Genomic DNA, 26,813 nt, shown 5'->3' with positions numbered 1-26,813 from the left:
CACAAGCCCCGGTTCGCACCGGGGCTTTTTCACGTGAATCAACCGCTTGGGCACATGACGAAGGCGGGGTGACTTCCGGCACGTTCAGCTTTTGAATTGGTGTTGTACTTTACCAGCACACCAAGACGCAGAAACCCGGAACACACCATGAACATCTTCCCGACCACGCACACCGCCCCGGCCCGCAACACGGTCGTCCCGCCGGCCACGACGCGCCGCTACAACGAACGCACCACCGGCACCGGCTACGGCCGCTCCAGCGGTTATGCCGCCAGCCGCCGCTACACCTCGGACTGGGGCCAGGTGCGCTTCCGCTGCCGCTGAAAGACCTCGCGACAAGCGCCCTGCCACGCGGCCTGCATACGCCGCGGCATCGTTGCAATGCAGCAACGATGATCGGGTTCGTCACGCCAGCGATGCCTGTTTCGACTGCTAAACTGCCTCATAACCCGGCAGAATGCCGAAATAGGATTTCGTCATGCCCATGCACGCTCCCGTTCCGGACGCTCCCCTCGATTTCCACGGTCGACAGATCCTGATCGACGCCATCGACGCCGCTGTCGCACTCAAGGACGATGCCGCGACCGTGCAGGCGCTGCGCAGCGCGCTTTGCCGGATGATGCGCGAACAGTCCGTGCGCCTGCCCGACTGCGTGCTGCAGACCGTCGAAGGCCACTACGCGCGCCGCGAGCTGTACGTGAGCCCCGAACACGGTTACGGCGTCATCGCCATGACCTGGGCGCCCAACCAGGGCACGCCCATCCATGATCATTCCGGGCTGTGGTGCGTCGAAGGCGTCTGGCACGGCCAGCTCGAGATCACCCAGTACGACCTCGGCCAGCGCGACGGCGACCGCTACCGCTTCGTCGAAGTCGGCAGCCTGATCGCCGGCACCGGTTCTGCCGGCAGCCTGATCCCGCCGCACGAGTACCACGTCATCCGCAACGCCAGCGACACCGACATCGCGGTCTCGCTGCACATCTACCAGCAGACGATGACCCGCTGCGGCATCTTCAACGACCTCGGCGACGGCTGGCATGTCTACGCCTGCAAGCAGCTGAGCCTCGACAAGGCTGCCTGAGCGCCTCCGCAAGCTGCCCTCGGCGGGAAGCTCCGCCTCGGCTATACTTCGCCTCCGCGCCGGAATGGCGGAATCGGTAGACGCAGCGGACTCAAAATCCGCCGCCCTTAAAAGCGTGTGGGTTCGAGTCCCACTTCCGGCACCAGTCGAAAAGCCAGGCCATGCGGCCTGGCTTTTTTGCTTTCGCGATCCGCCATGCCGCTGCCGGACGTGTTGCTACACTCCAGCCGGGCACCGCAAGAGGCACTCCATGAAAAGCGCAGGCATCACCGTGATCCTCGTCGGCATCGCCGTGGCGGGATTCTCCGGATACGAAGGTCTGAAATGGCTGGAGAAGCGGAACCAGCCCACGTCTGCCGATGTCACGCAGCAGGTCGACAACGTGCGCGCCGAAGCGACGCAGAAACATCCGGGCCTGTCGCAGACCGATGCGATGAAGCGGGTCGCTGCGGCCAAGGCTGCGGACACCATGCGCGAGACCGCGCCAGGGCAGCGCTCCCGGGTCGCCGCCGAGGCGGTGTTCGGCGCCTATTTCATGAATACCCGCGTGCGACCGGCGCATTGCAGACAGCTCGGCGTCGAGATCACCGGTTTCGGCGCCGCCTACGAGCGCATCCATGCCGAAGAGTTCGCGAAGGCAAAGGCGATCTATGCCGAGCAGGGACGTTCGCCGGAGGAATTCGCCACGCTGCTCGGCCCCGCGATGCAGCGGATGGTCGAACAGGACATGCGCGACATCGCCCAGGTGCGCGGCATGAGCCCCGCGAAGACCTGCAGCGCCTTCAACGACAATGCCGACGCCTTCGCCCGCGCGATCCAGCTGCCGGCGGCGATCCGCGAAGCGCTGATGGCGTCCTGACACGGCCCGATCGGGCGCAAGCCGCATGAACAGGGAGACGGCGGTGGCGCCTGCCGGCAGTTCCGGGGTTGCCCACGGGCTGCGATGATAACCCTCCCCCGTCCGCTGGCCGCTCCGTTCGCATGACCTCGCTGCGCTGCTTCGCCCTCGCCTTCTCGCTCACCCTGCTCGCAGGCTGCGGCCAGGACAACACCCGCCCGACGCCTCCCGCACCGGTCGCGAGCCCGACGCCCGCACCGCAACCAGTGAAGGTGCGCATCGGCCTCGCCCTCGGCGGCGGCGCGGCCAAGGGCTTCGCGCACATCGGCGTGATCAAGATGCTCGAAGCCAATGGCTTCAAACCCGAAGTGGTGTCCGGCACCAGCGCCGGCAGCGTGGTCGGCGCGCTCTACGCCAGCGGCATGGACGCCTTCCAGATGCAGCAGCACGCAGTTGCGCTGGACGAAGCCAGCATCCGCGACCTCAGCCTGTTCTCCGGCGGCGTGCTCAAGGGCCAGGCGCTGCAGGACTACGTCAACCGCACGATCGGGCAGCGCCCGTTCGACAGGATGAAAAAACCGTTCGCGGCCGTCGCTACCCAGCTCGCCACCGGGCAGCGCACGATCTTCGTGCGCGGCAATGTCGGCCAGGCCGTGCGCGCCTCGTGCAGTATTCCCGGCGTGTTCGAGCCGGTGAAGATCGGCGATGCGCTCTATGTCGATGGCGGCCTGGTCAGCCCGGTTCCCGTGGACGCCGCGCGCCAGCTCGGCGCGGACTTCGTCATCGCGGTGGACATCTCCACCCGCGTCACCGGCAAGACGCCGGACAGCATGCTCGGCGTGGTCAACCAGACCATCACGATCATGGGCCAGAAGCTCGGCGAGCAGGAACTGTCGCGCGCCGACATCGTGATCCGCCCGCGCGTGAACGACATCGGCCCGGCGGATTTCGAACAGCGCGCTCGCGCGATCGTCGAAGGCGAGAAGGCCGCGCTGGCGATGCTGCCGCAACTGCGCGCGAAGTACGCTCAGGCCCGGCAGGCGAAGCAGGCGGCGCTCGCGCGGCGCGCGCCACCGCCGCAGCCGAAGAAACCGCCCTGCGAGGACAAGGGCTTCCTCGGTGGATTGTTCGGTCGCGACGAGCAGGCCGATTGCGAACCCAGGCGCTGATCGACTCCGAACGATCCGGACTGGACGATCGGCTATAGTCCGGGACGGGGAATCGCACGTCCGGACCAGGTGGAATGAGCCAGCACAACCAATCCGCGCCGCACATCGGTGCTGCGTGCGCCAATTGCGGCACCACGGCCGCAGGCGCCTACTGCCACGCCTGCGGACAGCGCATCGAGACCCATCGGCTGACCCTGCCGCACCTGCTGCATGAGATCCCGCACGCGGTGTTCCATGTCGATCGCGGCTTCCTGGTGACGATCTTCGCGCTCGCCACACGCCCCGGCCGGACGATGAACGCCTATCTCGACGGCCACCGCGTCCGCTATTTCAACCCGCTCACGCTGCTGATGATCCTCGCGGGCCTGTGCGCGCTGGCCTACGCGAAGTTCGACTTCGATTTCACGCCGATGACCGCCGGCATGACGCCCGAGCAGACCAAAGGCGCCACGGCGACGATGAAGGCGCTGCTGCAGAACTACTCGCTGGGGCTGGTCGCGCAGTTGCCACTGATCGCGTTGATGAGCTGGCTGATCATGGGACGGCATCGCAGCTACGGCGAGCATCTCGCGATCAATGCCTTCATCTTCGCCTTCATGTGCGTCATCAACCTCGTGCTCATTCCCGTGCACATGCTGGTCAACGGCGGCCCGCTGTTCGGACCGCTGATGCTGGCGATGACCCTCTTCTTCCTCGTCTACCAGGTGTTCGCGCTGTGGGACGCGTTCCGCACGCCGGGACACTGGATCGGCCCGCTGCTGCGCGCGCTGGCCACTTCCATCGGCTATTTCGTCGTCATCGGCATCCTGAGCCTCGCCATCGGGATCGTCATCGCACTGGCGGGCGAGATCCTCGCTTGAGGCGCCTCCAATGCAGAACGGCCACCCGAAGGTGGCCGTTCCGTTTCGATATTCGTTGGCGTGGCCGCCAATACCAAGCCTGTTACTGGGCCTTGGTCTTGGTGTGCATCGACAGGTCTTCCTTGATGCGGGCCTTCTTGCCGGTGAGGTTGCGCAGGTAGTACAGCTTGCCCGCACGCACATCACCGCGGCGCTTCACTTCGACCGAGTCGATGGCGGCGCTGTGGGTCTGGAACACACGCTCGACGCCGTAGCCGTGCGAGATCTTGCGGACGGTGAACGAGGAGTTGAGGCCTGCGTTCTTCTTGCCGATCACAACGCCTTCGTAGGCCTGGACGCGTTCGCGATTGCCTTCCTTGACCTTGACGTTGACGATGACGGTGTCGCCCGGACCGAAGTTCGGGAGCTGGCGCTGGATCTGTTCGGATTCGAACTGCTGCAGCAGCGTGTGGATCGAGGGCTTGTTCATGGTGGGCCTGTTGTTGGTGCCTTCGAGAGGCATGTTGTTGCGCGAGTGCACGTGGACCCGCGTCATGGCATCGGGATGGATCTGCCTGCAAACGCAAGCCGGCCATTATAGGCAGAAAAAGCCTTGTGGCGCTAGGGCTTAGCCCTGTTCGCCGGGACCACCCGGACCCGGCTCCGGGGACGATGCGGGCGCGGCCTGCTCGGTCAGGAAGGCCTCCAGCAGCGCCCGGTCGGCCTTGGACAGTTGGTCGCGATCGATCAGTTCCGGCCGGCGCAGCCAGGTCCGGCCCAGCGACTGCTTGCGGCGCCATTTCGCGATCTCGGCATGGTTGCCGGACAGCAGCACCGGGGGCACCGCCCCGAACGGGTGCTCCAGCGGCCGGGTGTAGTGCGGGCAGTCCAGCAGGCCGCCCTCGCCCTCGAAACTGTCCTGGGCGGCGGACTCGGCGTCGTTCAGGGCGCCGGGCAGGAGTCGCGCGGTCGCATCGATGACCACCGCCGCCGCCAGCTCGCCGCCGGACAGCACGTAGTCGCCGATCGACAGCTCCTCGTCGACCTCGGCCTGGAGGAAGCGCTCGTCCACACCCTCGTAGCGGCCGCACAGCAGGACCAGCCGCTCCAGCCCGGCCAGCTCGCGGGCCTTGGCCTGGGTCAGCGGCGCGCCCTGCGGGCTCATGTAGATGACCCGAGTCGGCCTCGGATCGACCGCGCGCACGGCCGCCAGCGCAGTGCGCAGCGGCTCGATCATCATCACCATGCCGGGACCGCCACCGAACGGTCGGTCGTCGACCCGGCGATAGTTGCCCTCGGCGTAGTCGCGCGGGTTCCAGCCATGGATCGACAGCAGCCCGCGCTCCTGCGCGCGCCCGACCACGCCGTGGCTGGCGACCTGGGAGACGAATTCAGGGAACAGGCTGAGAACGTCGATGCGCATGGAGGACGGCGGCGTCAGAAGTCCGCCTCCCAATCGACCAGGATGCGGCCGGCGCCGAAGTCCAGTTCGCGGACGAAGTCGGGGCGGAGCCAGGGAATCATGCGCTCGCGGTCGCCGCGGACCACCAGCACGTCGTTGGCGCCGTTCGAGAAGACGAAGGCGGCTTTGCCGAAGTCCACGCCGTCGAGGTTCTCGACGCGCAGGCCTTCGAGGTCGATCCAGTAGAACTCGCCATCCTTCGGTGGCGGCAGCGCGCTGCGCGGAACGAAGAGTTCGGCGCCACGCAGGGCCTCGGCAGCATCACGATCCTCGATGCCGGGCAGCGTGCCGATCAGGCCCTTGCCGCCGGGTCGCGCCTTCGCGCCGGAGACCTCGCGCTCGCGGCCGGCCGCATCGCGGAGGATCCACGGCTGGTAGCGCACCAGGTTGCCCTGGGGCTCGGTCATGGATTCGAGTTTCACTTCCCCACGAACGCCAAACGCGCCGTGGATCCTGCCTATCAGGATGCGGCGCGTCGGGTCGGTCATGCGGGAATCGGGTATTCGGAAGTCGGCCGCGCGATCCGCGCGGCCGGGGTGCCTCAGGCCGGGGCCTGGGCGGCAGCAGCTTTCTGGGCCTGCTTGAACAGATCGGCGACCTTGTCGGTCATCTGAGCGCCGTGGCCGACCCAGTGCTTGGTGCGATCGAGATCGAGCTCAACGCGCTTCTCGTTGCCGGTGGCGATCGGGTTGTAGTAACCCAGACGCTCGATGTTGCGACCGTCACGCGAGCTGCGGCTGTCGGTGACGATGATGTGGTAGAACGGGCGCTTCTTGGCGCCGCCACGGGTAAGGCGAATCTTGACCATGAGGTTCTCGGTGTTGCCCAGCTGCCGGGATGGCAGGGTAAGCCGGCGATTATAGCGGGCCGATCCGGGCAGGGAAACCCTGCCCATCAATGGCGAACCGCTCACGACAGTAATCGAGGGGCAGCCAAGCGACCCTGGAAGCCCCCAAGCCCCTAAGTTAGGGGCGATTCGTGCCGAAGGCACGAATGGGGTGTGGAGGCGCACCGACTGGGGCCCAAAGTTTTGCGAAGCAAACTTTGGGGTGATCGGGCGCAGCCCGATCACCGAAACGGCATCCCGCCCCGGCCCATGCCGCCGCCCATCATGCCGCGCATGCCCCGCATCAGGCCCTTCATGCCGCCGGCGCTGAGCTTGCTCATCATCTTTTCCATCTGCTGGTACTGCTTCATCAGCTTGTTGACGTCCGCCGGGGTCATGCCGGCGCCACGGGCGATGCGGGCGCGGCGAGAGCCGTTGAGGATGTCCGGATGCCGGCGCTCCTTCTTCGTCATCGAATTGATGATCGCGATCATGCGCGGCACTTCCTTGCCGGTGACCTGGTTCTTCACCGCGTCGGGGATCTGGCCCATGCCCGGCAGCTTGTCCATCAGGCCGCCGATGCCGCCCATGTTCTGCATCTGTTCGAGCTGGTCGCGCATGTCGTTGAGGTCGAACTTCTTGCCCTTGGCGACTTTCTCGGCAAGCTTCTGCGCCTTGTCCTTGTCGACCTGCTGCTCGACCTGCTCGACCAGCGACAGCACGTCGCCCATGTCGAGGATGCGGCTGGCGACGCGGTCGGGGTGGAACACGTCGAGGCCGTCGGGCTTCTCGCCCACGCCGATGAACTTGATCGGACGGCCGGTGATGTAGCGCACGCTGAGCGCCGCGCCGCCGCGCGCGTCGCCGTCGGTCTTGGTCAGCACGACGCCGGTGAGCGGCAGGGCCTCGCTGAAAGCCTTGGCGGTGGTCGCGGCGTCCTGGCCGGTCATCGAGTCGACCACGAACAGGGTCTCGACCGGATTCACCGCCGCGTGCAGGACCTTGATCTCGGCCATCATCGCTTCGTCGATGGCGAGTCGGCCGGCGGTGTCGACGATCAGCACGTCGACGTAGGACTTCTTCGCGTCGTCGATCGCGGCCTTCACGATCGCTTCGGGCTTCTGCGACGGGTCCGACGGGAAGAACAGCACGTCGACCTGCTGCGCGAGCGTCTTCAGCTGTTCGATCGCGGCCGGACGGTACACGTCGGCGGACACCACCATCACCTTCTTCTTCCGCTTTTCCTTCAGGTGCTTGGCGAGCTTGCCGACCGTGGTGGTCTTGCCCGCGCCCTGCAGGCCGGCCATGAGGATGACGGCGGGCGCCGGGACATTGAGATTGAGGTCGGACGCGGCCGAGCCCATGACGGCGGTGAGTTCGTCGCGGACGATCTTGATCAGGGCCTGGCCCGGTGTCAGCGACTTCAGCACTTCCTGGCCGACCGCACGCACCTTGATGCGCTCGATCAGCGCCTGCACCACCGGCAGCGCGACGTCGGCTTCGAGCAGTGCGATGCGCACTTCGCGCGTGGCCTCGCGGATGTTCTCCTCGGTCAACCGGCCGCGGCCACGGAGGCGCTCGATGGTGCCGGACAGACGCTGGGTGAGGGATTCGAACATGGGGAGCCGCCGCAGGTGGAAAAGCGCGATTATAGGCCCTGCGCCGGGCGACCGGCCTGTGCGACACTGCCCGGATGACATTCGTTCTCATCGCCGCCGCCCTCTACCTGACCGCGACCGGGCTGCTGTTCCGTCGCCTGGCGACCCTCGGTCCCTCGGTGCCGACACCGCTGTGGCTGACGCCGCTCGCGGCCGTGATGGTGCATGGCACCGCGCACCTGCGCGCCTGGCACGAGGCCGGCGGCGCGAATCTCCACTTCTTCTCGGCGCTGTCCCTGGTCGGCCTGGGCATGGCCCTGCTGACCGTGCTGGTCGGGGTGCGCGGGCGAATGGCGGCGCTGGGCGTGATCGTCTTTCCGATCGCGGCGGTCGTCGCCATCGGTTACGGCCTCGTCGGCCGTCAGGATCCGCAGCAGATGGACTGGCGCCTGCAGCTGCATGCCTGGTGCGCCCTGCTCGCCTACGCCACGCTCGCCCTGGCCTCGGTGCTGGCCATCCTGTCGCTGCTGCAGGAGCGCGCACTGCGCCAGCGCCGGCTGCGCGGCTGGCTGCGCGCGCTGCCGCCGCTGGTGGAGCTGGAAACCCTGCTGTTCCGCACGATCGCGGTCGGCTTCGCGCTGCTGACGGCGACCCTGCTGACCGGCGTGTTGTTCGTCGAGGACCTGCTGGCCCAGCACCTGGCGCACAAGACCGTGTTCAGCGTGCTGTCCTGGCTGGCCTTCGGCGCCCTGCTGCTGGGACGCCGCCTGCAGGGCTGGCGCGGCGCGAAGGCGGTGCGCTGGACCCTGGGCGCGATGATCCTGCTGGTCCTGGCCTACTTCGGCAGCAACCTGGTACTGGAATTGATCCTGGGGCGGCGCTGAGCCAGGCCCCCGGCGGCGTCGGCGCCGCCTGGGCCGGCTGCGGACAACGAAATTTCCCGGAACGACTGGTCACGCGGGCCGGGGTGGCTTATGGTCGGGAGTGGAGGACCGCCCACGCGCAGGGACGCAATTTCGTTCGCCACCATGGAGACCCCGTAGTGAATTCGATGGCACCGATCCTGAGGACACCGGCCTGTCTGCTGCTGTTGGCCGGCTTCTGGGCAGGCAATGCGCAGGCCCAGTCCGCCCCCTGGACCAATTTCGAGGAATGCCCCGGCTTTCCGCCCGCGACCGCCGAGGCGCTCCGCTGGGAAGCGATGCGGCTTCCCGACCTCGTGGTCTGCCGCGCGATCATGCAGGAAGGCGGCGCCGAGGCGTTCGCACTGACGATCAGTCGCGAATCGCCGTTCAAGCCGCGCCGGGCCGACCGCGCCGAGGAATCGATGCTCAACGGCCGCGAGCTGTACTGGTACAGCAGCGAATTGCCGAGCCAACCGAATGTGCTGATCCGCGAAACCCTCATCCCGGTCGCCGAGGACCGCGTCGTGCACGTCTCGCTGCGCGCGAACGACGCCGCGACCCTCGCGAAGTACCAGGAGTACGTGGTGACCCTGCCGTTCCCGGACTACGAGGACTGACCGATCCGGCGCCGGCACCGGCAGGCGATCCGCACCGCAATTCGCCGCCCATCCCGGGCGGTCTTGCACCACCCGACAGGAGGATCGACATGCTGAAGCGATTGAGCGCCGAGTTCCTCGGCACGTTCTGGCTTGTGTTCGGCGGTTGCGGCAGCGCGGTGCTGGCCGCGAACTTCGGTGGAGACGGCAATCCCCTGGGCATCGGCCTGCTCGGCGTGTCGCTGGCCTTCGGCCTGACCGTGCTGACCGGCGCCTATGCATTGGGACACATCTCCGGCGGGCACTTCAATCCTGCGGTGAGCTTCGGGCTGTGGGCCGGCGGCCGTTTCGCGGCGAAGGACCTGCCGGCCTACATCGGGGCGCAGGTGGCGGGCGCCATCGCGGCCGGCTTCGTCCTGTTCCAGATCGCCAGCGGGCAGCCGGATTTCGTCATCGACTCCGCGTCGCCCGGCGCATTCGCCACCAACGGCTACGACGCGCTGTCCCCGGGCGGCTATGCGGCAGCGGCGGCATTCCTCTGCGAGGTCGTGCTGACCGCGTTCTTCCTGATCGTCATCCTCGGCGCCACCCACAAGCGCGCACCGGCGGGCTTCGCGCCGATCGCCATCGGCCTGGCGCTCACCCTCATCCATCTGATCAGCATCCCGGTGACGAACACCTCGGTGAACCCGGCCCGCTCCACCGGCGTCGCGGTCTTCGTCGGCGGCGGCGCGCTGCAGCAGCTGTGGCTGTTCTGGCTGGCCCCGATCCTCGGCGGACTGATCGGCGGCTACCTGTACCGCTGGCTGGGCAACGACGGCGACTGAGCCGAAAGCGATCCCCTGACCTTCAGGCGCCGCACCGAAAGGTGCGGCGTCGTGCCATCCGGTCTCAACATGGAAGCAGCAGCTCGGAAACCGTTGCAGATGCAACGATCCAGTCCGAAAAATTGGCATGCAATCTGCTTGGACTTATGGTAAGCCGGCACGACATCGGCCGGCATCTCCCCCGTAAGTTCAGTGAGGGTCGCCATGAAAACCAAGTTTTCCTTGTGTTTGTCGTTGGTCGCAGCGTTCTGGGCCTGTGGCGCGAATGCGCAGAATGCTGCCCCTGAGTGTCCGAATCTGCCGAAAGAGGCCGCGGACAGCCTCTCCTGGCAGGTCCTCCGAACCCCCGACATGCTGCTGTGCCGCGCGATGCGCAGCGACGACGGCAAGGAAGCGTTCGCCGTGACCATCGGCCGCAGCTCGCCCTTCAAACCGAACAGCGCCCTGCGCGACGGCGAAAGCGTCATCGACGGGCAGAAAACCTACTGGTACCGCAGCGAGATCGCCGCCCGGCCGAACGAGCTGATCCGCGAGACCCTGGTGAAGGTCGCACCGAACAACGTCGCGCACGTGTTCATCCGGACCGACAACGCCGAAAACCTCGGCCGCTACAAGGACATGGTGCAGGGCCTGCAGTTCAATCCGGCGCTGGCGGGGAACTGATCCCGTCGCTCCCTACACCGATCCGGTACTTCCCGACGACGGCGCCCTGTGGCGCCGTCGTCGTTTCAGAAAGCGGCGCTCAGAACCGGCCTTCCTGGTAGTCCACGAACGCCTGCATCAGTTCCTCCTTGGTGTTCATCACGAACGGCCCGTATTTGGCGACCGGTTCGCGCAGCGGCCTGCCGCCGACCAGGATCGCGCGGGCACCCGAAGCGCCCGCCGTCAGCGTCAGCCGCTCGCCGCCACCGAGCACCCCGAGGGTGTGCAGCGCCAGCGGTCGCGCTTCAGCGCCCTCGCCCACCGACAGCGCGCCCTCGAAGACGAAGACGAAGGCGTTGTGACCTTCCGGCAGCGCCGTCGACCAAGTCCGGCCGGGCGCGAGGTCGATGTCCAGGTACAGCGGATCCGTGGCCGGCTGCACGATCGGGCCGACGACATCGCCGCCCCCGGCATCGGCGACACGGCCGGCGATCACCTTGATCGAGACGCCCTCGGCCGGATGCGCCACCGGGATGCGGTCGGGCGCGAATTCCTGGTAGGCGGGCTCGCTCATCTTCAGCCGCGCCGGCAGGTTCACCCACAGCTGGAAACCGCGCATGCGGCCCTCCTGCTGCTCGGGCATTTCCGAATGCACCACGCCGCGCCCGGCGGTCATCCACTGCACCGCACCCGGCACAAGCAGGCCTTCGTTGCCGCGGTTGTCGCGATGGCGCATGCGGCCGTCGAGCATGTAGGTGACGGTCTCGAACCCGCGATGCGGATGCTCCGGGAAGCCGGCGATGTAGTCCTCGGCGCGGTCGGTGCCGAACTCGTCCAGCATCAGGAACGGGTCGAGGTCCGGCAGCTGCGGCGTGCCGATCACGCGACGCAGCTTCACGCCGGCGCCATCGGACGTGGGCATGCCCTGGACAGTGCGGATGACGCGGGCTGCAGGCGCGGTGGCGGGATGGGACATGGGACGCTCCTCGGAATGGGACTGCCGCAAGATGCGGGGCCGCCCTCCGCCATCCCAGCCGCACGACTGGGATGGACCGTTGCGAGCGATGCGTCCGACCGGACGGCCCGGTCAGGCGTCCGGTTTCTTCGGTTTCAGCAGCATCTCCAGCGCCTTGCCGGCAGCCGCGAAGGCGAAGGCACCGGTGATGTGGGTCGCGGCGCCGAGGCCGACGCCGCAGTCGAGCTTGAGCGCGGCGTCCGCACCAAGCTTCGGGCGCAGGCCGCAGACCGTACCGTCGGCCTGCGGGTACTGCACGTTCTCAAGCGAATAGATCGCGGGCACGCCGAAATAGCGCTGGTGGTTCTTCGGGAAATTGAATTCGGCGCGCAGCTTCTTGCGGATCAGCGCGAGCATGGCGTCGTGCTCGGTGCGCGAGAGATCGCGCACGCGGACGAGGGTGGGATCGAGCCTGCCGCCGGCCGCGCCGACGGTGAGGATCGGCAGCTTGCGGCGCCGGCACCAGGCGATCGCCTCGACCTTGGTGCGGAAACTGTCGCAGGCATCGATGACCAGGTCGTAGCCGCGCCCGAGGATCTCTTCGAGGTTGGATGGCGTGAGGAAGCTGGCGATCTCGTCGACCTGCATCGCCGGGTTGATCGCGCGGCAGCGCTCGGCCATCGCCTGCGCCTTGCCGCGCCCGTACTGGCCGGCGAGCGCGGGCAGCTGCCGATTGGTGTTGGACACGCAGAGGTCGTCCGCATCGACCAGGGTCAACCGCCCCACCCCGCTGCGCGCCAGCGCCTCGACCACCCAGGAACCGACGCCACCGAGGCCGACGACGGCGACATGGCAGCGCGAGAAGCGCGCCAGTGCGCCGGCGCCGTAGAGCCGGTCGATGCCGGCGAAGCGTTCGGTCCAGGTGTCGTCGAGGGCTGGGGTCGTCATGCCGGGGATTTTACCGCGTCGAACGGCGCGGACCGGTCCTGTCCGCCGGGCATGGTATGTTTTCCGCCATCCAGAAAGGAGCCTCAGGCATGTCGACCACCCCGGAAACCACCACCGCGCCTTCCGCCTTCAAGCGCTATTTCTTCATGCTGCTGATCGGCATCGTGGTCGGCGCGATCGCCACCGTGATGGTGCTCAACGCGCTCAATGCCCGGAAGGATCACTTCCACGAGAGCGTGATGTACGTGCAGGAGTGGCACATGAAGCAGCTCGGCGGCAAGGCCGCGCAGAACCGCTGCAACGCCACCGACGTCATCCCGCACCTCAAGGCGCTGCGCACGATGGCAGACGACCTGGAACGCGCGTTCCCGGATCTCGCCGACGACGAGCGCTTCGTCAAGCAGGCCAGCGGCATGCGCGCCACGCTCGACGCCGCGCTGAGTTCTCCGCCGCTCAACTGCGAAGGCGTGAACGCGGTGACCGCGAAGATCGGCGAGAGCTGCAAGGGCTGCCACCAGGATTTCAAGTGAGCGACGTTCGAGTCGCTCGCAGCGATACAAGATAACGCGACACGACATAACGTATACATCCAGCACGGATACGCATCGATCAATGGCCCCGCATCGCGGGGCCATTGCATTTTCAGCCTTCCGAACGATCGCGACTGCTGCATCGCAGCGTGCGCGATCGGCATCCGGCGCCCATGATCGGCCGTCCGCAGATGGCGGACGTTCCGATCACTTCAACTTTCCGGGGGCAACTGGATGAAGTTCAACGTACTCACCACCATCGGCGCGACCACCGTGCTCGCCGCCGCCGTTTCCAGCGTGTTCGCATCGACGGACGCGGCATCGCGCTTCGAGCGCAACAACCCGCTGCGCGTCAGCGTGATGGCGCTAGGCGGCGGCCAGGTCGAGGTCACCGTCACCAACACCAGCCGCAAGACCGCGCGCATCCCGAACTGGCAGCTGCCGTCGGCCGCTGCGGAATCGAACCTGTTCGCGGTGAGCCGCGATGGCGAGGCGCTGCGCTTCGAAGGCCGGATGATCAAGCGCGGCGTACCGAGCGCGACCGACTACACGATCCTGCGGCCGGGCCGCAGCCATCGCGCCGTCGTCGATCTCGGCGCGATGTACGACCTGTCGCAGACCGGCGACTACACCGTGACTTTCGCGGCGCCGCTGCAGTGGGCCTCGATGTCCGACGGCAAGCAGCTGCGTCATGCCAACGGCCGGGCGATGGTCGCGCAGGGCGCACCGATCCGCCTGTGGGTGGACGGTTCGTCGGCGAAGATCGCGGGCGCGCAGGCGATCAATCGCGCCAAGCCGAGCGCCGGCGGCAGCGTGGTGGGCGGCGTGACCTACAAGGGCTGCAGCAGCACCCAGATCAGCGGCGCCGGCAACGCGGTCACCGCCGCGCGCAACTATTCCGAGAACGCCAAGGGTTACCTCACCGCCGGCACGGCCGGCCCGCGCTACACCACCTGGTTCGGCGCCTACACCTCGTCGCGCTATTCCACCGCGAAGCAGCACTTCGCGAACATCGATACCGCGATGGACCAGAGCGGCGGCCAGATCACGATCAACTGCGGCTGCAACCAGAACTACTACGCCTACGTGTATCCGACCCGCCCGTACGAGATCTTCGTCTGCAAGGCGTTCTGGAGCGCGAACAACACTGGTACCGATTCGCGCGCAGGCACGCTGATCCACGAGATGAGCCATTTCAACGTGGTGGCCGGGACCGACGACCACGCTTATGGCCAGTCCGCGGCGAAGAACCTGGCGCTGACCGATCCGGCCCGCGCCCTGGACAACGCCGACAACCACGAGTACTTCGCGGAAAACACCCCGTCGCAGAACTGATCGCGTACAAGCCGACCACGACGGCCCGCTCCGGCGGGCCGTCGTCGTTCCGGGGCAGCCTTCCCGATACGCCTGTCCCCGCAGTCACAGGGCAGGCATAGGCGTACGCCCCCGGTCGCGCTTATCATCTGGATCGACGCCGACCTGGCGCGCACTCCGGATCCGCACATGCGCTTTTCGTCCAAATCCCTCCTCGGCGGCAGCCTCGCCATCGCCGTCGTCGCCGCAGGCACCCTCGCTTCGGTCACCGCCGCGCCGCCGCGGCTGGCCGCCAACCCGGTACGCGTGAGCGTCCAGGCCCTGGGCCAGGACCGGGTGGAGGTCGTGGTGACCAACACCAGCCGCAAGACCCTGCGCATCCCGAAGTGGCAATTGCCGTCGGCCGCCTTCGATTCCAACCTGTTCCGGATCAGCCGCGAGGGCGAGGAAGTCCGCTTCCACGGCCGCATGATCAAGCGCACGACGCCGACGGTTTCCGACTTCACCGTGCTGCGCCCGGGCCATTCGCAGCGCAGCGTGGTCGAGCTGGGCAAGATGTACGACCTTTCGAAGCCCGGCCTGTACACCGTCACCTACGCGACTTCGCTGCAGTACGCCTCGCTGTCCGGCGGGCCGCAGCTGCGCGCCGGCAACGGCGCACCTCTGGTCGCGCAGGCCGCGCCGATCCGCATTTCGCTGGACCGCGCCATCGCCGCCGGCAGCCGGGTGAAGCCGGTCCTGCCAGCCAATCCGACGCTGTCGGACGTGGTGGGCATCAGCACCGTCAGCTGCAGCAGCTCGCAGATCAGCCAGATCAACCAGGCCGTGCTCTCGGCACGCAGCTATTCCGAGAATTCGAAGGGCTATCTCAACGGCGGCGCCACCGGCGCGCGCTACACGACCTGGTTCGGTGCCTATTCGGCCACCCGCTATGGCGATGCCAAGCAGCACTTCGTGAACATCGACAATGCGCTCGACCAGACCGGCGGCCAGGTCACCATCAACTGCGGCTGCAACGAAGGCTATTTCGCCTACGTCTACAAGAACCAGCCCTACCAGATCTGGGTCTGCAACGCGTTCTGGAGCGCGCCGCTCATCGGTACCGACTCGAAGGCCGGCACGTTGATCCACGAGATGAGCCACTTCACCGTGGTCGCCGACACCGACGACCACGCCTATGGTCATACGGCGGCGAAGAACCTCGCCAACACCAATCCGACCAATGCCGTGGACAACGCCGACAACCACGAGTATTTCGCGGAAAACACGCCGTTCCAGAACTGAATCCGCATGACCCGAGCCCGGCACCGGGCGATCGCGACGGCCCGCTCCGGCGGGCCGTCGTCGTTCCGGGGGCGGCATGCCCGAAGCGCGGGCGGGCATGGTCCCGGTCGACGGCTTTTCAAGCCCTGCCTCAACGCACATGCGGGGCTCAGGCAGGCCGTGCCATGATCCGCGCCGTCTCTCACAGCAACGGATCACGCGTTCCATGGATCTTTCGACACTGTGGTACGTCCTCGCCGGCGTCCTGATCGTCGTCGGCCTGCTCGGCATCGTGCTGCCCGCCCTGCCCGGCCTGCCGCTGGTCTACGCCGGCATGCTGATCGCAGCCTGGAACAACGGATTCGAGGCCATCGGCGTCTGGACCCTCGTCGCCCTGGGCGTGATGACGCTGTTCTCGTTCGCCATCGACATCTTCAGCACCGCGATCGGCGCCAAGCGGGTCGGCGCCAGCCGCAAGGCGATCGTCGGCGCCGTGCTCGGCACGCTGGGTGGCCTGTTCTTCATGCCCATCGGCCTGTTCGTCGGCCCCTTCATCGGCGCCCTGGCCGGTGAACTGATCCACCTGCGCCGCCTTGACCGCGACGGCTTCGGCCAGGCGACGAAGGTCGGCGTGGCGACGTGGATGGGCATCGTGCTCGGCGTGGCGTTGAAGATGGCGCTGGCCTTCGCCATGCTGGCCCTGTTCGTCCTTGCCTGGTATTTCTGATCGATGCATCGCTTCGCGTTCCCGTTCCGTCGTCTCGGCTTCGTCGCGCTGTTCGCGCTGCTGCTGTTCGCCATCGCCGTGCCAATGGCCAACGCCTCGGGCGATGCCTGGACGCAGCTGCTGACCGGCAAGGTCGCGTCGACCAAGCCGGCGGCCGCGCCGCAACCGGCAGCGGCGGCCCTGCGCTGCGACGTGCGCCACCTCGGCGACTGCGTCGAAACCCTGGTCGACACCGCCAACCTCGCACTGGCGCGGCTGTTCCAGAAACTGCCGCTGCTCGTGCTGGGCGCGCTGGTCATCCTGCTGACCCACTGGCTGTCGCGTTTCGTCGGCAACCGCCTGCACTTGCTGCGCATCCGCTCGCAGAACCCGTACATGAGCGGCCTGGTGCGCATGGTCGTGCGCACCGCGATCATGCTGGTCGGCATCCTGATCGCGCTGGACGTGGTCGGGCTGACCACGGTGGTCGGCGCGGTCCTCGGTTCCGCCGGCGTGGTCGGCCTGGTCCTGGGCTTCGCGTTCCGCGACATCGCCGAGAACTACATCGCCGGCATCCTGCTCAGCGTGCGCCGTCCGTTCGAGCCGGGCGACCACGTGATGATCGAGAACCGCGAAGGCAAGGTCATCGCGGTCAATTCGCGCGCGACCGTGCTGATGACCATGGACGGCAACCACCTGCAGCTGCCGAACAGCCTGGTCTTCAAGTCGGTGGTGCTGAACTACAGCAAGAACCCGAATCGCCGCTTCGATTTCACGATGCTGATCGACGGCAGCCAGTCGATCCGCGAGGCGCAGACGCTCGCGATCGAAGCGCTCTCGAAGATCGAAGGCGTCCTCGAGGACCCGGCGCCCGCCTGGACCGTGGTCGAGTTCGGCGCGAACGGCATCCAGCTGAAGTTCTTCGGCTGGGTCGACCAGCGCGCAGCGGACCTGGGCAAGGTGCGCAGCGAAGCGATCCGCCAGGTCAAGGCCGCCTACCAGCGCGCGGACATCGAAAGCCCGCGCACCACCTACCACATCGTCGCCACGCGCAACCGCGATGCGGATGCGCTGGACGCGACCATCGAGCCCGCGCACAACGGCGTCGACACCTCGGTGAACCACGAACTCGACGTGCAGGTCGCGAACGCGATCCGCAACGACACCAACACCAACCTGCTCGACCCGGAATCGACGCCGCCATGACGCGCTTCGCCATGAACACCGTCGCCATGAGCGCCTGCGTCGTCCTCGCACTGTCGGGCCTGCTCGGCGTCTCGATGCCCGTGTCCGCAGGATCAGCGGCTGCAACATCCGCGCAGAAGACCGCGAACGGCCTCGACGCAGCCGCCCGCGCACGCCTGGTGGGCGAGCACATGCTGACCCTGCAGTGGCTCGGCTGGGGCGACCTCTCCGGCGCCGGCAAGGTCGTGGTCGAGGAGGCCGGCGACACGCTGCCGATGCGCGGCGAACAGCGCGGCAGCGGCGAAAACGCCGACGACTACGTGCGCATCGACGGTCGGATCGTCGCCGCCAGCCGCGACGGTTTCGTGTTCGAGGGCGAGATCTTCACCCGTGTGCACCACATCGCGAACGGCAACGAATGCAGGCGCAGCGGCACCTTCACCTTCAAGGCCACCGGCAAGCGACGGTACTGGCGCCTGCAGGAAATGGACAACCCCTGCGACAGCGCCACGGATTACGTGGACGTCTATTTCCGCGGGATCTGACCGGGCCGCCCACGGGTGCGACGACGGGCCGGCGGCGAACCACGAGGCATCGCAGCCCGGCGTGACCTTCGACACCCGCCGGGAACGGCGGGCGGGAGTACAGTCGGGGGTCGCCTGCCTTCGTGCATGCCTCGCACCGCCATCGTTCCGACTTTCCGGAGACCGTTCGTGAAATCCATCGCCCCGTCCCTCAAACCGCGCCTGCTGCTGTTGACGCTGTCGATCGCCACCGCCCTGACCGCCTGCAACAAGGACGCCCCGGCCCCCGAGGCCGCCGCCCCGGCGCCCAAGTCCGCCCCGTCCCTGACCCTCGACGAGAGCAAGCTGCCGGGCGTCAACCGCTTCATGGCCAGCGACCTCGACGCCACCAAGAACGCCTGCGTCGACTTCGGCGGCTTCGTCAACGGCAAGTGGCTGGCCGCGAACCCGATCCCGGGCGACCGCACCTCCTGGGGTGCGTTCGAGATGCTCGACGAGCGCTCCACCGGCGTGCAGCGTCAGCTGGCCGAGCAGGCAGCGGCGATGCAGGGCGCGACCGGCGTGCAGAAGATCGTCGGCGACTTCTGGGCCACCGGCATGGACGAGGCGAAGATCAACGCGCAGGGCATCGCGCCGCTCAAGGGCCGTCTCGACGCGATCGATGCCCTGACCGACGGTGCCTCGGTCGCCGAGCACCTGCGCAAGAGCTTCTCGCGTGGCGAGCAGGCGCTGTTCGGCTTCGGCCCCAGCGCGGATTTCAAGGACTCGTCGATGAACATCGCCTACGTCGCCCAGGGCGGCCTGGGCCTGCCCGACAAGGCCTACTACTTCGACGCCGACAAGAAAAAGGACCTGCAGGCCTACGAGGCGCACATCGCGAAGGTGTTGACGCTGTCCGGCGTCGCTGCCGAAGAGGCCGCGAAGCAGGCCAAGGACGTGATCGCGTTCGAGACCCGCCTCGCCAAGGTCTCGAAGTCGAGCGAGGAACTCTCGCGCGACGTGTCGCTGTACTACAACCCGGTGACGATCGAAGCCGCCGACAAGGCCACGCCGAACTTCCCGTGGAGCAAGTTCTTCGAAGCGCAGGGCATCGCCGCACCGAAGATGTTCTCGATGGCGATCCCGGCGTTCCACGCCGAGTTCGACAAGATGCTGGTCGACACCCCGGTCGCGGCATGGAAGAGCTACCTGCGCTTCCATACCGTCGACGGCGCCTCACCCTACCTCGCCGACGCCTTCGCGAACGAACACTTCAACTTCTACCGCGCCACCCTGCGCGGCCAGAAGGAGCAGCAGCCGCGCTGGAAGCGCGTGCTGGAAACCATCGAGGGCCAGAGCGGCGAAGCCCTGGGCCAGATGTACGTGCAGGTCGCGTTCCCGCCGGAATCGAAGGCGCGCATGGAACTGCTCGTGAAGAACCTGCGCGAAGCGCTGAAGGGACGCCTGGAAGGGCTGTCCTGGATGAGCCCGGACACCAAGAAGAAGGCGCTGGAGAAGTGGGCCACGTTCACGCCGAAGATCGGCTATCCGGACAAGTGGCGCGACTGGACCGGCCTCGACACCTCGCGCGACAGCTACATCGAGAACGTGCTGGCCGCGAACGAGTTCAACTACAAGTGGAACCTCGGCAAGATCGGCAAGCCGGTCGACCGCACCGAATGGGGCATGAGCCCGCAGACGGTCAACGCCTACTACAACCCGCAGCTCAACGAGATCGTGTTCCCGGCCGCCATCCTGCAGCCGCCGTTCTTCGACGCCAAGGCCGACGACGCGCTGAACTACGGCGGCATCGGCGCGGTGATCGGCCATGAAATGATCCACGGCTTCGACGACCAGGGCAGCCGCTTCGGGCCGACCGGCAACTTCGAGAACTGGTGGACCGAGGCCGACATGAAGGGCTTCATGGGCCTGACCGGCAAGCTCATCGCGCAGTTCGACGCCTACGAGGCCGCACCGGGCAAGCGCGTCAACGGCAAGCTGACGCTGGGCGAGAACATCGCCGACCTCGGGGGCCTGGCCGTGGCCTACGACGCCTTCAAGCGCGCAAGCGAAGGCCAGAAGGACGCGATGGTCGAAGGCCTGCCGCGCGACCAGCGCTTCTTCCTGAACTGGGGCACCGTGTGGCGCCGCAACTTCACCGAGAAGGAGCTGGCCACGCGCCTGGTCACCGATCCGCACGCGCCGGCGAACTTCCGCGCGATCGGCGCACCGTCGAACCACCCGGCGTTCGCGGCTGCGTTCTCGTGCAAGGCGGGCGATCCGATGGTGCGCGACGGCGAGAACCGCATCGCGATCTGGTAAGCAAGCGTCGCCGGACCCGTCCACGACGGGTCCATGGCGCCATACCGACGAAGGCCCGGAGCGACCCGGGCCTTTGTCGCATGCGTGCTTGGCCTCGCCGTCCTGCATCCGCACGGACGGGCGGGCCGTAGCACTGGCCATGAACGACACCCTCGAACGACCGCGTCAGTGGCATGCCTCCGGAGACGGCCCGTCGGCCGGGAATCCGCACGTTTCGCGCCCTGCCAGCCGGCACCCCAACCCGCGCCCCGGTCACGGAACCCATGATGACGGGTTGCCGCCCGGCGCATTCTCCGCGAACATCGGTCCGCGCTCGTCCAGGGCGCGCCTCGCCTCCCCCCACCAAGGACCCCGGATGCCCGAAATCCGCCCGAGCCCCGACCTGCAGGACGACCTTCAGGACATCCGAGGACTCGACTCGCTGCTCCGCGACATCGCCAGCGGCAGTCGCAACGCGTTTGAAAGCCTCTACCGTGCCACCTCCTCCCGCCTGTTCGGCATCTGCCTGCGGGTGCTCGGCGACCGTGCCGAGGCCGAGGACGTGGTCCAGGAGGTCTACACGACCATCTGGCACAAGGCGCACCAGTTCGACGCCGAACGCGCCAGCGCGATGGCCTGGCTGTCGATGATCGCGCGCAACCGCGCCATCGACCGCCTGCGTGCCGCGCCCGCGCGCGGGACCCTGGCGCCGATGGAATGGGCGGACGACGTGCCCGACGCCGGCGCCACGCCGCTGCAGAGTGCGATGTCCGACGACGACCGCTCGCGCCTGGAAGCGTGCATGCGCCAGCTCGACGCCCGTCGCCAGGCGCTCATCCGCGCCGCGTTCTTCGAAGGCTCCACCTACGAGGAGTTGGCGAACCGGATCTCGTCTCCGCTGGGCTCGGTGAAAAGCTGGATCCGCCGCGGCCTCCTGCAACTGCGTGGGTGCCTGGAAGCATGAACATCGAACACATCGAAGACCGCGATTTCGAGGGCGCACAGCCGCCATCGGCCGATCTCTTCGCCGGCGAGTACGTGCTGGGCGTGCTCGATGCCGAACAGCGCCGCGAGGCCGAAACACGGGTCGCACAGGACCCCGCCTTCGCGCGTCTCGTCGCCGAATGGGAGCAGCGGCTTGCGCCCCTGCTGGCCGAGTTCGAAGGCGCCGAGATCCCGTCGCACGTCTGGCCGCGCATCCGCAGCCGTCTCGGCTGGCCATCGGTAGGCGATGTCGCCGCACCGGTCGCACAGGCCACCGTGCCCAAGGCCGGACTGTGGCAGAGCGCCGGTTTCTGGCAGGGCGTCGCCGGCCTCGCCGTCGCGGCAGCACTGGCCGCCGTGGCGATCGGTCCGCTCGGCCTGCTCAAGCCCGAGACGCCCGATACCCGGGTCGTCGTGCAGCCCCCCACACCGCCGACACCCGACACCACGCCGCCGGTGGAAGACCCTGACGCGCCCAAGCCGGTCAGTACCCTGCTGCGCGACGACGGCAGCACCGGTTGGCTGGCCTCGGTCGATCCGACGGAAGGCACCGTGCTCATGGTTCCCGTGCCGGCTGCCGCCGATGCAGAGGGCCGCGAGCCGGAACTGTGGATCATCCCGCCGGGCGGCAAGGCGCAGTCGCTGGGCATCGTGTCGATCAACCGTTCGCACACGGTGAAGGTGCCCGACACGCTGCGCAACGCGCTCGACCAGGGCGCGGTCCTCGCGATCACGCTCGAGCCCAAGGGCGGTGCGCCGCAGGGCGTGGCGACCGGCCCGATCATCGCGAAGGGCGACATCGTGGTGCTCTGACCGGCACGCCGGGCCCGAGGCCCGATCGCACGACAACGGAAGGCGCGTCCGCAGGGACGCGCCTTTCTTCTTGGGCTCGTGGGCGCGGCTGCGCAGGACGCGTGCATCCGCAGCGCCGGGATGCACGTATCGGGTGACGACTTCCAGGAGACGTGCATGTCGGATTCGCCCACCCTGCCGCCCACCCCAGCGGGGCCCACCGCCACGAATCGCCTGTTCGCGACCCTCGCCCGCTGGTTCGACACCAGCGCGGTGCCTGCGGACGAGGGCACCGACGGCGACGGCGTGGATTGGCTGCGCGCGATTCCCTTCCTGGGCATGCACCTGGCGTGCCTTGCGGTGTTCGTGGTCGGTGTGTCGTGGACGGCGGTCGGCGTCGCGGTCGCGCTGTACGCGGTGCGGATGTTCGCGATCACCGGCTTCTACCACCGCTATTTCTCCCATCGCACCTTCCGCACCTCGCGCGCGGTGCAGTTCCTGTTCGCGCTGATCGGCGCGTCCTGCGTGCAGCGCGGCCCGCTGTGGTGGGCCGCGCACCATCGCAACCATCATCGCCATGCCGACACCGAGCGCGACGTGCATTCGCCGACCGTGCACGGCTTCTGGCGCAGCCACGTCGGCTGGTTCCTGACCCGGCACGGCTTCCGCACCGACTGGTCGCGCATCCCCGACCTCGTCCGCTACCCCGAACTGCGCTGGCTCGACCGCTTCGACATCGTGGTCCCGGTGCTGCTCGCCGTCGCGCTGTACGCCATCGGCGCCTGGCTCGAAACCGCTGCGCCCGGGCTGGGCACCGATGGCCCGCAGCTGCTGGTCTGGGGCTTCTTCGTGTCCACGATCGTCCTGTTCCACGCCACCGTGACCATCAACTCGCTCGCGCACCGCTTCGGCAAGCGCCGCTTCGAGACTCGCGACGACAGCCGCAACAACCTCTGGCTGGCGCTGCTGACCTTCGGCGAGGGCTGGCACAACAACCATCATTTCTTCCCGGGCAGCGCGCGGCAGGGCTTCCGCTGGTGGGAAATCGACCTGACCTATTACGGCCTGCGCACGCTCGCGCTGTTCGGGCTGGTCCGCGACCTCAAGCCGGTGCCGGTCTGGGTCTTCGCCAAGGCAAGGAGCTGAGCATGCGCATCGCCGTCATCGGATCGGGCATCGCCGGGCTGGCCTCGGCCTGGCTGCTGTCGAAACAGCACGACGTGACCCTGTACGAAGCCGCGGACCGGCTCGGCGGGCATACGCATACCCATCGCATCGAACTGGGCGGACGCAGCTACGAGGTCGACACCGGCTTCATCGTCCACAACCCGCAGCACTACCCGCTGCTGACCGCGCTGTTCGACGAACTGGGCGTGGCATCGCAGCCGACGACGATGAGCTTCTCGGTGCGCAGCGAGGCCACCGGACTGGAGTACAACGCCACCGACTTCGATTCGCTGTTCTGCCAGCGCCGCAACCTGCTGTCGCCGCGCTTCTGGAACATGCTGCGCGACCTGACGCGCTTCTATCGCGAAGCGCCAGCACTGCTTGAGGTGTCCGGCGAGGGCCCGACGCTGGGCGAGTACCTCGATGCGCACGGCTACGGCGCGATGTTCCGCGACGAACACCTGGTGCCGATGGCATCCGCGCTGTGGTCGTCGCCATCGACGCGCATCCTCGCCTTCCCGGCGAAATACCTTGTGCAGTTCATGGCCAACCACCAGATGCTGCAGGTCACCGACCGCCCGCAGTGGCGCGTGGTGCGCGGCGGATCGAGTCGCTACATCGATGCGATGCGCGCCCGCTGGCGCGTGCGCGAGCGCCTGTCCACGCCGGTGCGCATGCTGCTGCGCAGCGGCGCGGGCGCGACGGTGATGACCGATGACGGCGCCGAGCACTTCGACCAGGTCATCGTCGCCTGCCACAGCGACCAGGCGCTGCAGCTGCTCGGCGATGCCAGCGATGCCGAGCGCTCGGTGCTCGGCGCGATCGCCTATCAGGACAACGACACCGTCCTCCACACCGATGCGCGCCTGCTGCCGCGCCATCCCAAGGCCTGGGCGGCATGGAACGCGCTGGTGCCGCGCGAACGCAGCGACGTCTGCACCGTCAGCTACTGCATGAACCTGCTGCAGGGGCTCGACGCGCCGGAGCCGCTGATCGTCACCCTGAACCGCACCGACCAGATCGACCCCGCGCGCATCGTGCGCCGCATGCGCTACCAGCATCCGGTCTACAGCCACGCTTCGGTCGCCGCGCAGGCGCGTCGTGCCGAGATCCAGGGCCAGCGCCACACCTGGTTCGCCGGCGCCTACTGGGGCTGGGGCTTCCACGAAGACGGCATGCGCAGCGCGGTCGATGTGGCCAACGCGCTGGGCGCGAACTGGACGCCGCGCGCATCGAAGCGCGACGCCGCCACGCCGGTGGAACTGCGCGCATGACCGCACCGGCGCTGCGCAGCGCGGTCTACGAAGGCGTGGTGCGCCATCGCCGCCACGCGCCGCGCGCACACGCCTTCCGCTATCGCATGGCGCAGCTCTACCTCGACCTCGACGAACTGCCGCAGCTGTTCCGTGACCGGCCGCTGTGGTCGGTGGACCGCCGCAACGTGGCCGAATTCAGGCGCAGCGACTACCTCGGCGATTACCTCGGCGACCCCGCGCTGCCGCTGGCCGATGCGGTGCGCCGGCAGGCTGCCCGCGTGCTCGGACGCGAACCCACCGGACCGATCCGCCTGCTCACGCATCTGCGCTACTTCGGCTACGTCTTCAACCCGGTGAGCTTCTACTACTGCTTCCGGCCCGATGGCGAGACGCTGGACGCGATCGTCGCCGAGATCACCAACACCCCCTGGGCCGAACGCCACGCCTATGTGCTGCCGGTCGATGGCGCGCAGGCCAGCGGCCGCGCGCTGCGCTGGACCTTCGCCAAGCGTTTCCACGTCTCGCCGTTCATGGCGATGGACCACGACTACGACTGGCGCTTCACCGTGCCCGGCGACGACCTGCGCGTGCACATGGACGTGATGCGCGACGGCGAGCGCAGCTTCGACGCCACCCTCGGTCTGCAGCGTCGCCCGCTCGATGCCACGTCGCTGCGCCGCGTGCTGTGGCGCTATCCGCTGATGACCGCGCAGGTCATGGGCGCGATCCACTGGCACGCGCTGCGCCTGTGGCTCAAGCGCGTGCCGGTGCACGACCACCCTTCCCTGTCTTCCCGGAGCCCCTCATGAACGAGATCGCCCGAACCGCCCCCGCCACCGAAGCGATCCACGCCGAGTACAGCGCGCTCGACCGCTTCCTGCGCCGGCGCCTGATCGATCGCATGGCGGGCCTGCGCCACGGCCGGCTCACCCTCCACGACACGCTCGGCACCGTCGTCCTCGGCGAGCCTCCGCAGGCCGCGACCGATCTGGACATCCGCATCGATATCGATTCCCCCGGCTTTTACCGCGCCATCGCCGGCAACGGCAGCGTCGGCGCCGGCGAAGCCTGGATGGACGGTCACTGGCGCTGCAGCGACCTCGTCGCGCTGGTGCGCCTGCTGGTGCGCAACCGCGACCTGCTCGACGGCATGGAAACCGGCGCCGCGCGCCTCGGCGGCCTGGCCATGCGCGCCTGGCATGCCCTGCGCCGCAACACCCGCGACGGCAGCCGCCGCAACATCGCCGCGCACTACGACCTCGGCAACGATTTCTTCCGGCTGTTCCTCTCGCCCGACCTGATGTATTCCTCGGGCATCTGGGCGGGCGACGAGGACAGCCTGGAGGATGCGTCCACGCGCAAGCTCGACCGCATCTGCCGCAAACTGGACCTGAAGCCGGGCGACCACGTGATCGAGATCGGCACCGGCTGGGGCGGTTTCGCGGTGCACGCCGCGAAGCATTACGGCTGCCGCGTGACCACGACGACCATCTCGAAGGAACAGCACGCGCTCGCCGCGCAGCGCGTCGCCGAAGCCGGGCTGGAAGATCGCGTCACACTGCTGCTGCAGGATTACCGCGACCTGCAGGGCCAGTACGACAAGCTGGTGTCGATCGAGATGATCGAGGCGATCGGCGCCGAGTATCTGGACACCTATTTCGCCACGCTCGGCCGGCTGCTCAAGCCCGACGGCCTGGCGCTGGTGCAGGCCATCACCATCGAGGACCACCGCTACGAGCAGGCACTGCGCTCGGTCGACTTCATCAAGCGCCACGTGTTCCCGGGCAGCTTCATCCCGTCGATCGCGGCCATGGTGCAGGCCAAGTCGCGCGCCAGCGATCTCGCGCTGATCCAGCTGGAGGATTTCGGACTGTCTTACGCACGCACGCTCGAAGCCTGGCGCCATCGCTTCCTCGCCGCACTGCCCGAAGTGCGCGCACAGGGCTTCGACGACCGCTTCATCGCGATGTGGCAGTTCTATCTTGCTTATTGCGAAGGCGGCTTCCGCGAGCGTTCGATCGGCGTCGCGCAGTTGCTCATGGCGCGCCCCGGCCATCGCGGCAGCGCGCCGATGCCCGAGCTGGCGCATCCCGCGCAGCTGCAGGCCTGAGCCCATTCGGGACACA

29 protein-coding genes and 1 tRNA gene are annotated in these 26,813 nt (G+C 67.8%); 23 read left to right on the top strand and 7 right to left on the bottom strand.

What is annotated here, in order from left to right; translation table 11 throughout:
• Positions 1-147: 147 nt before the first annotated feature.
• The 6 genes from ACFQ0E_RS18950 to ACFQ0E_RS18925 all read left to right on the top strand — a co-directional run bounded on the left by ACFQ0E_RS18950 (position 148) and on the right by ACFQ0E_RS18925 (position 3,948).
• Positions 148-324 (top strand): hypothetical protein, encoded by a 177-nt coding sequence (locus tag ACFQ0E_RS18950; protein ID WP_386826547.1) that lies wholly within the window; start codon positions 148-150, stop codon positions 322-324.
• Positions 325-478: 154 nt separating this feature from the next.
• Positions 479-1,081 (top strand): cysteine dioxygenase family protein, encoded by a 603-nt coding sequence (locus ACFQ0E_RS18945; RefSeq protein ID WP_386826545.1) that lies wholly within the window; start codon positions 479-481, stop codon positions 1,079-1,081.
• 58 nt (positions 1,082-1,139) lie between these two features.
• Positions 1,140-1,226: transfer RNA gene (locus ACFQ0E_RS18940), tRNA-Leu, on the top strand.
• 105 nt (positions 1,227-1,331) lie between these two features.
• The gene (locus ACFQ0E_RS18935; RefSeq protein WP_386826543.1) at positions 1,332-1,940 is read left to right on the top strand and encodes a hypothetical protein; all 609 of its coding nucleotides are present in this window, start codon (positions 1,332-1,334) and stop codon (positions 1,938-1,940) included.
• Between the two features lie 122 nt (positions 1,941-2,062).
• Positions 2,063-3,088: a patatin-like phospholipase family protein gene (locus tag ACFQ0E_RS18930; RefSeq protein ID WP_386826541.1), complete on the top strand. Its 1,026-nt coding sequence runs from the start codon at positions 2,063-2,065 to the stop codon at positions 3,086-3,088.
• 74 nt (positions 3,089-3,162) lie between these two features.
• Positions 3,163-3,948, top strand: coding sequence for a DUF3667 domain-containing protein (locus ACFQ0E_RS18925; RefSeq protein WP_386826539.1), 786 nt, complete (start codon positions 3,163-3,165; stop codon positions 3,946-3,948).
• Positions 3,949-4,030: 82 nt separating this feature from the next.
• Here ACFQ0E_RS18925 and rplS read toward each other — a convergent pair whose 3' ends face one another.
• The 5 genes from rplS to ffh form a co-directional block, all read right to left on the bottom strand.
• Positions 4,031-4,417 carry a 50S ribosomal protein L19 gene (rplS, locus tag ACFQ0E_RS18920; protein ID WP_137852490.1) on the bottom strand — a complete coding sequence of 129 codons (387 nt, stop codon included), beginning with the start codon at positions 4,415-4,417 and terminating at the stop codon, positions 4,031-4,033.
• A gap of 138 nt (positions 4,418-4,555) precedes the next feature.
• Positions 4,556-5,350, bottom strand: a complete 795-nt coding sequence (gene trmD / locus ACFQ0E_RS18915; protein WP_386826538.1) for a tRNA (guanosine(37)-N1)-methyltransferase TrmD — start codon at positions 5,348-5,350, stop codon at positions 4,556-4,558.
• Positions 5,351-5,364: 14 nt separating this feature from the next.
• On the bottom strand, positions 5,365-5,877 hold the full coding sequence (gene rimM, locus ACFQ0E_RS18910) for a ribosome maturation factor RimM (RefSeq protein ID WP_386826537.1): 513 nt from the start codon (positions 5,875-5,877) through the stop codon (positions 5,365-5,367).
• 53 nt (positions 5,878-5,930) lie between these two features.
• Entirely contained in the window at positions 5,931-6,197 is a 267-nt protein-coding gene (rpsP, locus tag ACFQ0E_RS18905; protein ID WP_386826583.1) for a 30S ribosomal protein S16, read from the bottom strand.
• 260 nt (positions 6,198-6,457) lie between these two features.
• A complete protein-coding gene (gene ffh / locus ACFQ0E_RS18900) occupies positions 6,458-7,834 on the bottom strand; it encodes a signal recognition particle protein (protein WP_386826535.1) in 1,377 nt (458 codons plus the stop codon).
• Positions 7,835-7,908: 74 nt separating this feature from the next.
• Between ffh and ACFQ0E_RS18895 the strand changes: the two genes are divergently transcribed.
• The 4 genes from ACFQ0E_RS18895 (at position 7,909) to ACFQ0E_RS18880 (ending at position 10,804) form a co-directional block, all read left to right on the top strand.
• Positions 7,909-8,697, top strand: a complete 789-nt coding sequence (locus tag ACFQ0E_RS18895) for a cytochrome C assembly family protein (protein WP_386826533.1) — start codon at positions 7,909-7,911, stop codon at positions 8,695-8,697.
• Positions 8,698-8,864: 167 nt separating this feature from the next.
• Positions 8,865-9,335 (top strand): hypothetical protein, encoded by a 471-nt coding sequence (locus ACFQ0E_RS18890; protein ID WP_386826594.1) that lies wholly within the window; start codon positions 8,865-8,867, stop codon positions 9,333-9,335.
• An 83-nt stretch (positions 9,336-9,418) separates the two neighbouring features.
• Positions 9,419-10,141 (top strand): aquaporin Z, encoded by a 723-nt coding sequence (gene aqpZ / locus ACFQ0E_RS18885; protein WP_386826582.1) that lies wholly within the window; start codon positions 9,419-9,421, stop codon positions 10,139-10,141.
• 351 nt (positions 10,142-10,492) lie between these two features.
• The gene (locus ACFQ0E_RS18880) at positions 10,493-10,804 is read left to right on the top strand and encodes a hypothetical protein (RefSeq protein ID WP_137852497.1); all 312 of its coding nucleotides are present in this window, start codon (positions 10,493-10,495) and stop codon (positions 10,802-10,804) included.
• A gap of 79 nt (positions 10,805-10,883) precedes the next feature.
• Here the strand turns inward: ACFQ0E_RS18880 and ACFQ0E_RS18875 are convergent, their stop codons facing one another.
• Together ACFQ0E_RS18875 and ACFQ0E_RS18870 are read right to left on the bottom strand one after the other, a co-directional pair.
• Positions 10,884-11,759, bottom strand: a complete 876-nt coding sequence (locus ACFQ0E_RS18875; protein WP_386826531.1) for a pirin family protein — start codon at positions 11,757-11,759, stop codon at positions 10,884-10,886.
• A gap of 111 nt (positions 11,760-11,870) precedes the next feature.
• Positions 11,871-12,686, bottom strand: coding sequence for a tRNA threonylcarbamoyladenosine dehydratase (locus ACFQ0E_RS18870; protein WP_386826529.1), 816 nt, complete (start codon positions 12,684-12,686; stop codon positions 11,871-11,873).
• Positions 12,687-12,775: 89 nt separating this feature from the next.
• Between ACFQ0E_RS18870 and ACFQ0E_RS18865 the strand changes: the two genes are divergently transcribed.
• From ACFQ0E_RS18865 to ACFQ0E_RS18805, 13 genes are all read left to right on the top strand, one after another.
• On the top strand, positions 12,776-13,216 hold the full coding sequence (locus ACFQ0E_RS18865; RefSeq protein ID WP_386826527.1) for a hypothetical protein: 441 nt from the start codon (positions 12,776-12,778) through the stop codon (positions 13,214-13,216).
• Between the two features lie 234 nt (positions 13,217-13,450).
• On the top strand, positions 13,451-14,551 hold the full coding sequence (locus ACFQ0E_RS18860) for a M35 family metallo-endopeptidase (protein WP_386826525.1): 1,101 nt from the start codon (positions 13,451-13,453) through the stop codon (positions 14,549-14,551).
• A gap of 168 nt (positions 14,552-14,719) precedes the next feature.
• Positions 14,720-15,814, top strand: a complete 1,095-nt coding sequence (locus tag ACFQ0E_RS18855; protein ID WP_386826523.1) for a M35 family metallo-endopeptidase — start codon at positions 14,720-14,722, stop codon at positions 15,812-15,814.
• A 205-nt stretch (positions 15,815-16,019) separates the two neighbouring features.
• Positions 16,020-16,520 carry a DUF456 domain-containing protein gene (locus tag ACFQ0E_RS18850; RefSeq protein WP_386826521.1) on the top strand — a complete coding sequence of 167 codons (501 nt, stop codon included), beginning with the start codon at positions 16,020-16,022 and terminating at the stop codon, positions 16,518-16,520.
• Between the two features lie 3 nt (positions 16,521-16,523).
• The gene (locus tag ACFQ0E_RS18845) at positions 16,524-17,705 is read left to right on the top strand and encodes a mechanosensitive ion channel family protein (protein WP_386826519.1); all 1,182 of its coding nucleotides are present in this window, start codon (positions 16,524-16,526) and stop codon (positions 17,703-17,705) included.
• The gene (locus tag ACFQ0E_RS18840; RefSeq protein ID WP_386826517.1) at positions 17,702-18,229 is read left to right on the top strand and encodes a hypothetical protein; all 528 of its coding nucleotides are present in this window, start codon (positions 17,702-17,704) and stop codon (positions 18,227-18,229) included. Before ACFQ0E_RS18845 ends, ACFQ0E_RS18840 begins: the two co-directional genes overlap by 4 nt.
• A gap of 168 nt (positions 18,230-18,397) precedes the next feature.
• A complete protein-coding gene (locus ACFQ0E_RS18835) occupies positions 18,398-20,509 on the top strand; it encodes a M13 family metallopeptidase (RefSeq protein WP_386826515.1) in 2,112 nt (703 codons plus the stop codon).
• A 355-nt stretch (positions 20,510-20,864) separates the two neighbouring features.
• Entirely contained in the window at positions 20,865-21,452 is a 588-nt protein-coding gene (locus ACFQ0E_RS18830) for a sigma-70 family RNA polymerase sigma factor (RefSeq protein WP_137853632.1), read from the top strand.
• On the top strand, positions 21,449-22,285 hold the full coding sequence (locus ACFQ0E_RS18825) for an anti-sigma factor (RefSeq protein ID WP_386826512.1): 837 nt from the start codon (positions 21,449-21,451) through the stop codon (positions 22,283-22,285). The genes ACFQ0E_RS18830 and ACFQ0E_RS18825 overlap by 4 nt, the downstream gene beginning before the upstream one ends.
• 156 nt (positions 22,286-22,441) lie before the next feature.
• Positions 22,442-23,410, top strand: a complete 969-nt coding sequence (locus ACFQ0E_RS18820; RefSeq protein ID WP_386826510.1) for an acyl-CoA desaturase — start codon at positions 22,442-22,444, stop codon at positions 23,408-23,410.
• Between the two features lie 2 nt (positions 23,411-23,412).
• Positions 23,413-24,705, top strand: coding sequence for an NAD(P)/FAD-dependent oxidoreductase (locus ACFQ0E_RS18815; protein ID WP_386826508.1), 1,293 nt, complete (start codon positions 23,413-23,415; stop codon positions 24,703-24,705).
• A complete protein-coding gene (locus ACFQ0E_RS18810) occupies positions 24,702-25,496 on the top strand; it encodes a DUF1365 domain-containing protein (protein WP_386826506.1) in 795 nt (264 codons plus the stop codon). The genes ACFQ0E_RS18815 and ACFQ0E_RS18810 overlap by 4 nt, the downstream gene beginning before the upstream one ends.
• Positions 25,493-26,797, top strand: a complete 1,305-nt coding sequence (locus tag ACFQ0E_RS18805; protein ID WP_386826504.1) for a class I SAM-dependent methyltransferase — start codon at positions 25,493-25,495, stop codon at positions 26,795-26,797. The genes ACFQ0E_RS18810 and ACFQ0E_RS18805 overlap by 4 nt, the downstream gene beginning before the upstream one ends.
• Positions 26,798-26,813: the final 16 nt, after the last annotated feature.

The sequence above is a fragment of the Lysobacter brunescens genome (assembly GCF_042677005.1).
GTDB lineage: Bacteria > Pseudomonadota > Gammaproteobacteria > Xanthomonadales > Xanthomonadaceae > Lysobacter_I > Lysobacter_I brunescens.
The sequence above is the reverse complement of the archived record's forward strand: the minus strand, read 5'-3'. Positions and strand labels throughout refer to the sequence as shown.